Below are 12286 nucleotides of genomic sequence, written 5' to 3' on the forward strand. Positions count from 1 at the left end.
ATGTCGATACAGTTAATTACATGTTAAATATATTAATAATCAGAGATATATACAACATTTCTAGCCGAAAGGCGGCTAAATGTCGTGCAACGGTCTCCATAGGGAATTAGTCCACCAATCGGAGTCAATCTCCCCTTCAATTTCTTTTAGGGGTTTCACTCCCCTTTATAAACCTCTGCGTTATTTCTCTAAGTTTCTCACTAACCTCTTTACACTCCTTAACTAAAAAGTAGATGAATAGACGCACAAGTTACCTTTGTTTGGTGCTGGAGCAGCATTGCTGTCGGAGGTCGTTAGCTTAAATGGGCGAGCATCGGAGGGGTAGAAATCGTGGGGCACTGTGGCCGAGCCTCTCCACCTAGATGCTGTGTATCCTTCATTATTCGGGCAAAAAACACGGGCCTATCTTCGCTTCGCTATTATTCTTTGTTTACTTTTTAGTTAGGGAGTGCGAAGAGATTATTCCGGAGTTTTTGGAGAATGAAATCGTAATTTATGAAGACTGTGTAGAGGAGTTTCTCAGATTAAACAGGCTGATTACTTTGGATTGGAGGATTAATTCCCTATGATGTATCCACCAACTGCCGAAGATTGATGGGAAGAAATGCTCAAGAAGACGGCACAAACACATCAAATTATCCCTAATAGTCTGCAAGTGAAATGAGGATGTAGATTTTTTGTCAGTCTCGAAATACATTTACTCTTTCAGTGGTTACGTTGTAATACCTAAAAGCAAGTATTTTAGTAGAAGCTGGAGTCTTCCGAGAAAAACTTCTTTGTATCGCTACAATCTGCTATCTACTTAAGCTTAACAGCCTATTAACCGATTTCTTTGTATGAAATAATGTATAAGGAATAATTATACAGGGTTTGTGTATTTTTTAATAGATATTCGGTATTTTGCTGTTTAGCAGTCTTTTTGTAATTTTGCGAAGCATAGCATTTAATCATGCTGTCACATAATTTAGGAGCGTTATGCTTCATTCTTCTTTAGTGCAAATCGTGAGAAAATTTGAAGAACAGAAGAGTGGCTTAATGGTTTTCCCCGTCTTTATGGGCGTGGGGCACTGTTTCGTATCATTCTATGTTCTGAGGCCACCTTCTCACGAGCCCGTACTAAGTAGAGTGATCTTACAGTTGCCCCACGCTTTTTTTAATGAGAGTTTTGAGAGTTAGGTAGTCTGGGGGCGGAGTATCATCAACGAAACTAGCCATAGTGGAGAGAAAAACTACAAACAGATTATTGAGTAGTTGTTATATTCCCTATGGAGAATCTAATAAATTATTCTTATGCAACAGAAGTTTAAGAACAACGGGCTATTTTATTTAGCTCCTCAGCTTTGGGAGCTTGAGTTTCATTCATCTAACAACCTTTTGACGACCCTTTCAATAGAGGGTAATATTGATGATTTTGAAGAAGGGGAAAGTCTATAATGTTTAATTAATTGAAGATCTTTTATGAAGCCTATAAGAGCCTCTCTCTTTTTAATTCTGACACTCATATTTTTTTCGTGTGATACATCTCACAATTATAAAGATATGGAGGATTATTCAGAAAAACAAACAACAACTGTTTCCTTATTAGGAAATCTAGATTTGAATGCGCTTAACAGTCAAATGCGAGATATTGATTTTGAGCTTGCTCCTGAGGGTAAACCTTTAATTGAAATGAAGGATAAAAAGCAATATGAAGTTTTGCTAATTATCAAAAAAGGGGTTAATGGTTCTCCTGTTTATGTGAAGACCAACTGGGAGAAAGTTTCAAGTAAGAAAAATACTATATTTTTTAAAGGAGATATCAAACTACGGGAAGGGGACGCATTTTCTCTCGGAGAAGACTGGTATGTCATGGGGATATTAGGAGGAAGTTATGATAAAGAACACAAATCCCTTGCATTTAAGTCTATGATAGTACCTATTGGTAAGGGTAATAGTGCCGCAATGGATATACCTTTGGCATTCCCTTGGACCAAAATAGAAATTACAAAAGAAGGGGCTGGAAATGTTTCTGTCCGTTTCAAACCACTAGGAAGTATGCTTCATGTTCGCTTAACCAATAATAGAGAGGGAGTTGATGTTGAGGGTACAGGCCTAAGTATTCTATCGTTTGTATTTTCTATGGATGGAGAGTTTAATTTAAGGAATAAATTTCTTCCTGCCATTAATCAGGATATTAGTCAGATTAAGTGGGGTGAAAAAAATAATAGCCATTTCATGACCTATGCTCTTGACTTTAATCTCAAATACAAGGAAGCAGCATCATTCTTAGTATGGGTAATGCCTCATAATCATGAGCACTCAACCAAAGAGAAACTCTTTTCAGGCAAGTTCCCTTTGCCATTAACTAAAATAACTCTCAATGGTAATGTTTCGGGGAGTCAAGTTGAGAACTTACAAGTATTCACTTCTAGTAAGCCTGTTAAGAATCACGCATGGCACATGGTTAATGCCAGTGTTCATAGGCCTAAGATTGCTTTGGAATATATGGCAGACTATAACTTAGGAGAAAAGGGTAGTAAATTGTTTGTTACCCAGCATAGAGATACTGATGGTGGTTATTATACTCAAGCAGAAGCTGTAGATCTCAATAATATTCCCTCTAGCTATCATCTCCCCACACAGACTGAGTGGGCCGGCATTGCACCTTTGTTTTATACTCATTGGGGGGCTAGCGCTCATGCGGTGGAGTATGGAACAGTTGTAAAAAGAGCCCGATTGAATGAAGTTATAACTGTGCACGGAGAAACGAAAATATATAAAGGGGAATATAACAATAGCCCTGGGTATGATCAATATGATCCGGCTACTTACAATAAGCTTGGGGTGTGTTATGCGCTTCGTTTTCAAGATAGTACGAATGAGCAACTGTCTGCATGGAGATATAGCTATGAAACTAATCCATTCTCTACAAGGGGAGGGAAGTGTGTGGTAATAAAGCAATGTTATTTGGGCCCATCATTTGTGGGTACACTTGATGATATTTCTAAAGAGGAATTTTGGGAGATGCATCAAAAGGAAGTTATTACTCGTTTTCTTGCCCTTGGAGGAGAGAAAGATCCTGCATCAGGTTCAGTGGAGCACCAAGGATATACTGGATTCTATCGAAGTGCTACCGACTATGGTGTAACGTCTTGGATTTTTCACTTGACTAGTCAGTCTGCAAACACGTACACTCCAGAAGGGGAGTCAAATAGGGAAGGATACTTTGTAAGGCTATTTCATGACAATTAGTGTCCTTTTATTGATACAAAAAACACGGGCTTGCAACCTAAGTTGCAAGCCCGTGCCTCCTAAATAATCAATCCTTTTCGTCTTAGTTGGGGAGGTGGTAAAATTCCTTTTTGCTTTAGTCGTCGATGCGCTGGAAGTTGCCACGTGCATCGTAGTACACTTCTACATCATCGCCACGTACGAGTACCTCTACCTTGTAGCCAGAGCGTGTCTTCTTGATGCTTGACATGGTTGCCCCTCTGAAGCGGCGCTGTAGGTCCTGACGTACATTGCTTGGTAACAGATCTACTACAGACTGTGGGAGTGGACGCTCATCGCCATCAACCTTGATCCACTGACCATCGGCAGTGAAATCGATCTCCGTGCCATTCGTTAGATCTACCTCGTACATCTTGCCGTCACGATCTGGGCGAGCCTTGCGCTCAACCTTCTTCACATAACCATTGGGGTAGTGCTGGGCGAGGAAGCTCTTAGCTAGCTGTGGTAGATTGCCCGCATTGGGGTAGTCATTGCCGGGATTGCTAGGGTTGCTACCATTACCGGGGTTATTGCTATTGCCGGGATTGTCTACATTGGAGTCGTCGTCGATACCCTGAAGTCTGCCATCTCGGTCGAAGTACAGCTCAATATCACCAGCGAGTTCGATCTTGTAGCCAGAGAGCTTCTTCTCTACCGAAGTTACTGGTACAGAGGGGTAGCTTCTCGAGAGTGCATCAGCCACACCTTGTGGTAGAAGAGCTAGTACAGATGCTGGTACTGGAGTGCGGCCATAGTCATCGCCCTCTACTTCTAGCCAGTTGCCCTGCATATCAAATACGAGCTTGAAACTCTGCCAATAGCTCTTACGGATGTATACCTTGCGACGCTCAACGCCATTGTCGTGATCGTTCTTGATGTATGCTACCTTGTAGGATGGGAAGTGCGTACGCACGAAGTACTGTACGTTGTTGTCTAGCTGGTTGTTTTGGGGCTGCTGTGGCTTCTGACCCTTCTTGTTGTCGCTGAGGACCTCGCCGTTGCGGTCGAATAGCAGCTCCTTGTCATTGACAAGCTCTACCTTGTAGCCGTAAGACTTGCGCTCTATCTCGTGTATGCCGATACCTGCATAGTTGCGCTGTACGTATTGTACTATTGGAGCAGGGAGTAGACCGAGAATATTTTCGGGTAGAGCAGCACCGTCGATGAGGCTCTCAATTTCTCTCCACTGTCCGTTGCGGTCGAACTCGATCTTGACACGTGAAGGCAAGATAACCGTAGCACGTAGCTGATCGTCGGTTTTTTCTAGAATACTAGTGTATAGTGTTCCATTCTCCGTTTCTACGGCATTCGTTTTTACTTCGCTAGCTGCGTAGCCACGGAAGTACTCGGCCACGAATTGGCGTGCCTGAGTAGGCAACTTGCCAGCCTCACCCTGTACTGTAGCCTCTGGTGCTGAGATGAGGTTGGTTGCATCGTCCTTGGTGCATCCAACGGATGCAAGCGTAGCTGTGGCTAGCAGAGCCACTAGAATCTGCTTTTTCATAAGATAATATGAAGTTAAGTTGTTGAATTATTGCTATCCTATCGTCTTAGTCTACCTCGACTACTCGTCCGCCAGAGGTTAGGGTCAGCTCTAGCCCGTTTGTGAGCTTGACCTCATAGCGGTCCCTACGTTGCCTCTCGATCTTGCGAGCGAGCAAGTTTGGGTGGTTTCTAGTTAGGTAGTTGTCGATGCCAGCAGGCACGATACCCTTGGGGAGCTCTGTGCGGCAGTCTACTTCCTTCCAAAGGCCTGAGCCGTCGAACTCAATTTTATCGCCACTGGCGAAGATAATCTCGTAGGTCTTGGAGAGGATTTCGGTTTCCTGCTTCACGAGGCTGATGGACTGATCGCCAAAGTATTTCTTGACGAAAACCTGCGCTTTCTTTGGGAGGTTCTCGAAGGGGATTATTCTGTCTTGACCAGCGAATGCTACTGTGCAAGCGATGATAGCAACTAGTGCTAGACCTAAAAACTTTCTCATTTCTTTATTCCTTTTATTTTAGTTGTTTAATTCAGTTTACAGGGGCAAAATTAGGACCCAATTCTGAAAGGAATTTGAAATGATAATAATTTTTATTCTTTTTTTGCTTTTTGGATTTCGAAGCAATGTAGATTATCCTGCCAGTAGTAGCGGATAGATAGCTGCTCCATATCGCAGACCGACTTAACCAAAGCCAGTCCTAGGCCGATAGACCCTTTCTTCTTATACCCTTGGTAGAAGCGCTCGAATACGACTTGTGGGTCTAGGGCTTCACTTTCGGAGGAATTGCGTATAGTCAAGGATTGGGGTGTGATCTCTATGTGGATAGCCCCATGCGGCACGTTGTGTACGAAGCTATTCTTCAGTAGATTGTTGATTAGGATTGAGGCTAGTACATCGTTTATCACGAGGTTTAGTGTCCCTCTGTCCTGCACGCTCACGGATATGTGTAGATGATCGTAGACCTCTTTGTAGTCCTCGAGCGAGCGGTAGAGCAGTGCGTTCAGCTCAATGGGTTGGCGCTCCACAAACTGATGATTGTCGATGCGGAAGAGCAGGAGTAGGGACTTGTTGAGCTTGCTCAGATACTCCAGTGTTTGATGTGTCTTGGCCAATTCGCTCAGCTGCTCCTCTGTGAGGGTTTCGTCTTGCATCAGTGTCTCGATGCGGTTCATACTTACAGCCACTGGTGTCTGTATCTCGTGAGAGGCGTTGCCGATGAATTGCTTCTGCTCCTCGAAGACTTCCTCCGATCGCTTGACTTGCCGCAGAGCTGCATCGTTGAGCTTCTGGAACTCGACGATATCGGTATCCGTATCAAGAGGCACGTTGCTCTGCCCCACTTGGTATTGGTCAAGCCATTTGAGTAGCCGATAGAGTGGCTTATTGTTGCGTTCGTAGATGATCGTAGTAACCACCATCACCACTACCAGTAGGGATAGATACAGGAAGACGACCCAAAAGAGGATGGCTCCCATGAGGTCTTGTTTCTCGATCGTTGGAGTAAATACCGCTAGCTCGTAGTACTGCTCCGCTCCGTCCTTATATATAATGGTCATGATGCGTGCAGGCTCGGTTTCGCGCTTGAGCGGGATATAGACCATCGAGTCGGCATAGGTAATGTGTGGCTTACGATAAGCCTCCTCGGTCGATATGGGGGAGAGGTAGTACTGGTTGTTGCTGTTGGTATGCTCCGAGGGGAGCTGCTCGCCAGAGAGCGCATGTACGATGAGTAGCTCGGCATAGTCCTCCAGCGAGTCATCGATCTCGTCCGTTACTTCGTTGATCATGGCGAAGTAGAAGAATACTGCCCAGAGCGCCAGTACGATGCTCAGAGCGACGGAGAGTCTAGATATGGTGTGGTGAATGAGCTTCATCGGGCAGATGTGCTAGAGCAAAGTCATTTTGTAGCCTACACCGTAGACCGATTTGATCTCAATACCGGCCTCGGCCTCCTTGAGCTTCTTGCGTAGATTCTTGATCTGAGCATAGATGAAGTCGAAGTTGTCTACTTGGTCGATGTGGTCGCCCCAGATGGCCTCTGCCATAGCACTCTTGTTGATTAGCCTATCGCAGCGATTGGCGAAGTAGAGTAAGATATCGTACTCCTTGCGGTTAAGCTCAAGGGGCTCGCCTGCTACCTGTACACTAAAGCTCTCGGGGAAGATCTCCACGTTGCCCAACGTAATCGAGGTTTCGCCATCGTTGTGCTTGCGCCGAATGACACTTTTGATGCGAGCGATGAGCTCCGAGAGATGAAAAGGCTTGGCCAAATAGTCGTCTGCCCCGAGCTCTAGCCCCTGTATCTTATCCTCGACCGAGCCCCGAGCCGACACTATGATCACACTATCTCGTTTGCGCATCTTCTTCAGCTCGTTGAGGAGTGTCAGCCCATCGCCATCGGGGAGCATGATGTCTAGTAGAATACATTCGTAGTCGTAGACGCCGACCTTCTCCATCGCCTGACGGTAGTTGGCGGCGACCTCTACGACATAGCGCTCTTTCTCCAGAGCGTTTTTGGTCAGCTCTAGCAACTCTGGTTCGTCTTCGATGATCAAGATTTTCATATCAGCTACATATTGATGCTGTTAGTCTTGGAGCTTAGTCAGCTTGATGAGCTCGAGGCCGTAGTCCTCTACCGAGATTTGCCACGGTGCATAGGAGGTCAGCGCCGTAATGCTCCGCTCGCCTGTGCGTAGATCTTCGGCTAGCAGCGGAGTATTACTAGGGAGCGAAATATGCTCAAGGATAAAATTGGGCAGGCTGATGCTCAGCTTCTTTGCCTCTGCAGAGAAATTAGCCACGACGAGTAGATAGGCTTCGTCATCATAGCGTAGGTAGCTTAGGCAGCGATCGGCATCATAGCCTACCCCCTGAGCGAAGTTCAGGCCATAGTAAGCGCCCGAGGCGATGAGTGGTTCGCTCTGGGCAATGCCTAGGATTTGCTGGTAGCTCTCTAGGACATGGCGCTCTTCTTTTGTTAGTTCGCCCCCCTTATAGTCAGCTCTAAGGCGCTGAATACACCCAAGCGACCAGTAGTCGAAAATCGTCGTACGCCCATCTACACCACTGAAGCCCTCGGCTTGCATACCTCGCTCGCCGAGTTCTTGGCCAAAGTAGAGCAAGTACGGATTGCCTCCCGAGAGCAAAGAAGCACCGAGAGCCGGTATGCCGACAAGGGGCGAAGCGGCGAAGAAGTCAGAGGCAATGCGCTGTTCGTCGTGATTCTCTAGGAAGTAGCACATGGCAGGCTGGTCGCTCGCAACGGCATCTCTCGCAGTGTCGAAAGCACTAGCCGAGCATTCGCCACGCATGATCGCCCTGAGCGTATCGTATAGCCCTACCTTATCGTATAGATAGTCGAAGCCTGCGTGCAAATAGCCTGAGTACCGGTGCGGCTGATAGATCTCTGCCAAGAAACACAGATCAGCTCCATACCGCTCTTTGAGCTGAGGGATAGCCCAGCCCCAGAAAGCCTCGGGTACCATCTCGGCCATATCGCAGCGGAAGCCGTCTACCCCCTTACTAGCCCAGAAGTCCAAGATCTCGAGCATTCGTAGCCATGTCTTGGGGATAGGGTCGAAGTGCTGATGCCCTCCGCCTAGATAGTCTACGCCGTAGTTGAGCTTGATCGTTTCGTACCAGTCATTTTGGCTAGGATAGGCAGAGAAGCAGTCGTTGCCCGTGGCTTTGGCTGGCGATTCTATCCAGCTACCTCCTTGGGGGAGATGAAGTGCCTCGCCGGGGAAGTAGTAGAAGTTGTTTTGATTGTCGAAGTGCTTGGTCGTATCATCATCGGCTCCCAGATCCACAACGCCAGCAGGTTGAGCGTCCGAGTGGTAGGAGCGAGCCACATGGTTGGGGATAAAGTCTATGAGTAGCTTGAGCCCCGAGCGGTGTACACGCTCTAGTAGAGCCTCGAACTCTTGCATACGCTTGTCGATGTTGTCTGCCAAGCTCGGTGCTATGTCGTAGTAATCCCTCAGAGCATAGGGCGAGCCTGCAATCCCCTTGACCATATCTGGTGCATCGGCAGGGATCTCTGCCCAAGCCGTTGCCGTGGCATGCTCGAGTAGGCCGATACACCACAGATGCGTGGCTCCTAGAGAGCGGATGTAAGCTAGGGCTCGCTCATCTAGATCCGAGAGCTTACCCGAACCGTTCTCTTCATAACTGCCCCAAGGTTTAGGCTCTAGGCAGTCATTCCCCCAAAGACGTGGCAGGAGCGAATAGATGATGATTTTACTCATAGATCAGTCGGGTGCTAGATTTTGTCCGTCATCTCGATCTCGAGTGTACCGCCAGCACGAAGCGTACTGTGCTGCAAGGTTAGCCCCCCGAGGGGTTTGCCGTCTAGCTTCACCGAGGCGACATATTTATTGGCTCTGCTATTATTCTTGACTTTGATGGTGAAGACTCCTCCTTGCACAGCGATACGAGCTTCGTCTACGATGGGGCGACCGATCTGGTACTCGGGCAGGCCCGGACAAACAGGGTAGAAGCCAAGAGCACTCATCACATACCAAGCCGACATCTGCCCACAGTCCTCGTTGCCGATGATGCCGTCCGGGGTAGGCTTGTAGAAGGTGTACATGATTGAGTCTAGCAGAGCTTGCCCCTTGTGTGGGCTAGCGGTGTAGTTGTAGAGGTAGGCGATGTGGTGGCTTGGCTCATTGCCGTGGGCGTATTGCCCAATAAGGCCAGTGATGTCGCCCGATTGCTTCTCTCCGTCGATACGTGATGATGTCGTAAAGAGTGTATCAAGATTGGCCTCTAGTACCTCTCTGCCGCCCATAGTTTTGATGAAGCCTTGCATATCGTGTGGGGCATAGAAGCTCCACTGATAGGCATTCCCCTCGGTGTAGTCGCTCTCCATGTGTGCCGAGTAGCGGGGATTAAAAGGCGTACGGAAGCTACCGTCTGCCATCACGGGGCGCATGAGATTGGTTCTTTTATCCCAATAACGCTGGTAGTATCTACCACGCTTGTCGTATTCACGAGCGAGAGAGTCTAGCCCAGCAGCCTCTGCAATGCGTGCGATGCACCAGTCGTCGTAGGCCATCTCTACCGCCCACGAAACGGACTCGGGCAACGAATCGGCGGGGATAAAGCCTAGCGTTTCTTTGAAGTGAGGGTGACGAGTGATGAGGTCTAGCTCACGAGTGCCGGCGAACTTCTCGGCCAAGTCGGCTCGATAGACCGAACTACGCACGCCAGCCTCTGCCCATAGCTTGAGGTCTTCGCCCGATGCCAAACCCTTGGCAACAAGATCTGCCAGTACGCTTACCGAGTGATAGGCTGGCATACAGCCCGTATAGTTTGCCGCTAGTGGCCAGCGGGGTAGGATTGTTCCCTCTTGATAGTCCGAAATCAAGCTGCGCCCATAGCGAAGCGCACGATCGGGGTCGATGATCGTCAGGAGCGGGTGGAGGGTGCGGTAGGTATCCCAGAGTGAGAATACGGTATAGTGTCCGTCCTCGGGGCGGGCGTTGCGGTGCACTTGCTTGTCCATTCCACGGAAGTGGCCGTCCACATCTTGATAGTTGAAGGGGGCAATGTGGGCATGGTACATAGCCGTATAGAAGTTCTTGAGCACAGATTGGTCTTGGCTCTCAATCTGGATTTTGCCCAAAACACCTCGCCAAATCTCACGGCTCTCCTCGCGAATGCGGTCGAAGTCCCAGTGTGGGAGCTCGGCTGCGAGGTTCTTCTCTGCCTGCTCGGGGCTAACGTGCGAGAGGCCGGTCTTGACCAGCAATGGCTCTGTGCCCTGTGGCAGGTAGAGGTGTAGCTTGAGATCTGTCGTATCGGTCAGTGCGAGTGGATAGGCTACTCGACTGCCCTCTCCATTCCTGTGTAGCACCATACTATCGGCTGGGGTACTCAGATGAATGGTGTAGCTCATCTGATGCTGATCTGCCCAGCCCTTGGTGTAGTAAGTGCCTCTAATTGTAGAGTCATTGACGATCTCCAGATCATTCTTGAGTACCTTGTGCCCCCAGTTGGGCTGTAGGATATGCCCAAGGTCGAGCAGAAGGTTGCGATTGGCGTCTTGTAACTCGTACTTCAGACGCATCAGTCCTACACGCTCGGTGGAGGTTAGCTCTGTTTGGATACCGAAGTTCTCTAGATATACCGAGTAATAGCCGGGGGAGGCAACCTCATTGGCTTTGCTAAATCGTGCCACAGGCTTGAGGCTATCTACCCCCGAGTAGGGTAGTAGTGCCACATCACCTAGATCCCCGATACCTGTACCGCTCAGATGAGTTAGGCTGAAAGCATAGATCAAGCTGTCGCTCTCGTGATAGCCGCTACTAGCCTCCCAGCCCTGCAGATGCGTATCTGGGCTAAACTGTACCATGGCATTGGGGCGTGTTGCCCCGGGGAAGGTATGTCCGTGACCACCAGTGCCGATGAACGGATCGACATAGACGAGCAGATCACGCTCGGCTACGTGCTCTTTGGTTGGGCTACATGCCCCTAGAGCAAGCAATGCGAACCCCATAAGTGGGGCGTATAGTTGTCTTGTATTCATAATCAAATCATTCAAATGCTATGTGTGGCTTGGGCGTGCCGTATCGTTGCCTCTATGCCCTGCTCCAGTAGATACTTGGGTACGAAGCCAAGCTCTAGTAGAGGGCTAGCATCGCACCGCCATGAGCGCTGGGAGAGGATTGGATATTTGTCCCGATTGAGTGGCGTCATACGGCCACTGAGCTTCGTCCAGAGTGAGCCTACCTGGCAGATACACCATAGAAGAGAGAGAGGCGCCCTTAGGTGCAAGCAATGCTTACGCCCGAGTAATCTCTGTGTTAGTCGCCCAAACTGCTCGTCGGTATAGGTTGCCCCGTCGGAGATGATGTAGCGGTTGTTTCTCGCTTTCGGTTCGGCAAGCAGGAATAGTGCTGCCCGAGCGACATCTTCGCCGTAGACGAAAGTCAAGACCTGTGGCTGTAGGCCGCTCATAAAGTTGAGCCCGCCTGCGATCGACTTAATCGCTAGCAGGTAGTCTTGATCGCCCGGGCCATATACTCCCGTAGGGAGAAGAATCGTATAGGCAAGACCGCTGTGCTCTACATACTGCTCGGCGAGCATCTTGCTGCGGCCGTACGCCGTATTGGGGCGTTGAGGATCGGCTGAGCGAATGGGCTCACTTCCCGAGGGAATACCGTAGCTACTAAGGCTACTCATCAGCACAAACCGCTCGGGCGGATTAGCCAGAGAGGCCAATGCTGAGCACAATCGCCTCGTGTGCTCGGCATTGACCTCGTCAAACTCCTTGCGGTCTTTGGCCTTAGTGATGCCAGCGTTATGCACGACGTAGTGCCACGGGCACTCGCCAGCTGTCGGCACAGTCTGCATGGCTCGGCGCATCTGCTCTTCGCTCCGATAATCTAAACCTATAATCTTCGCCCCCAGTGCCTCGGCTTTCTGCCTATCACTCTCGGGGCGTAGGGCTATCCAGACCTCTAGGCCAGCGGCTTGAGCTTGGCGAACCAAGTGGCCACCGATAAATCCCGTAGCTCCTGTGATGAGTATGCGCTTCATACGAG

At 48.8% G+C, this 12286-nt stretch carries 8 protein-coding genes; 1 reads left to right on the top strand and 7 read right to left on the bottom strand.

The window, feature by feature from the left end:
• Window positions 1–1539: 1539 nt before the first annotated feature.
• Window positions 1540–3231, top strand: a complete 1692-nt coding sequence (locus tag HQ41_RS02730) for a hypothetical protein (RefSeq protein WP_235316883.1) — start codon at window positions 1540–1542, stop codon at window positions 3229–3231.
• A 115-nt stretch (window positions 3232–3346) separates the two neighbouring features.
• Here HQ41_RS02730 and HQ41_RS02735 read toward each other — a convergent pair whose 3' ends face one another.
• The 7 genes from HQ41_RS02735 to HQ41_RS02765 form a co-directional block, all read right to left on the bottom strand.
• The gene (locus tag HQ41_RS02735) at window positions 3347–4753 is read right to left on the bottom strand and encodes a PepSY-like domain-containing protein (protein ID WP_044187589.1); all 1407 of its coding nucleotides are present in this window, start codon (window positions 4751–4753) and stop codon (window positions 3347–3349) included.
• Between the two features lie 46 nt (window positions 4754–4799).
• A complete protein-coding gene (locus tag HQ41_RS02740) occupies window positions 4800–5234 on the bottom strand; it encodes a PepSY-like domain-containing protein (protein ID WP_044187592.1) in 435 nt (144 codons plus the stop codon).
• A gap of 92 nt (window positions 5235–5326) precedes the next feature.
• On the bottom strand, window positions 5327–6610 hold the full coding sequence (locus HQ41_RS02745; RefSeq protein WP_044187595.1) for a sensor histidine kinase KdpD: 1284 nt from the start codon (window positions 6608–6610) through the stop codon (window positions 5327–5329).
• A 12-nt stretch (window positions 6611–6622) separates the two neighbouring features.
• Entirely contained in the window at window positions 6623–7300 is a 678-nt protein-coding gene (locus HQ41_RS02750) for a response regulator transcription factor (protein WP_044187598.1), read from the bottom strand.
• Window positions 7301–7321: 21 nt separating this feature from the next.
• On the bottom strand, window positions 7322–8983 hold the full coding sequence (locus HQ41_RS02755) for an alpha-amylase family protein (protein WP_044187601.1): 1662 nt from the start codon (window positions 8981–8983) through the stop codon (window positions 7322–7324).
• A 14-nt stretch (window positions 8984–8997) separates the two neighbouring features.
• Window positions 8998–11268 (bottom strand): GH92 family glycosyl hydrolase, encoded by a 2271-nt coding sequence (locus HQ41_RS02760; protein WP_052405251.1) that lies wholly within the window; start codon window positions 11266–11268, stop codon window positions 8998–9000.
• 11 nt (window positions 11269–11279) lie between these two features.
• Complete coding sequence (locus HQ41_RS02765; RefSeq protein WP_044187606.1) at window positions 11280–12281, bottom strand: NAD(P)-dependent oxidoreductase; 1002 nt, start codon at window positions 12279–12281, stop codon at window positions 11280–11282.
• Window positions 12282–12286: the final 5 nt, after the last annotated feature.

Origin of the sequence: Porphyromonas sp. COT-290 OH860 (genome assembly GCF_000768935.1) — a bacterium.
GTDB lineage: Bacteria > Bacteroidota > Bacteroidia > Bacteroidales > Porphyromonadaceae > Porphyromonas.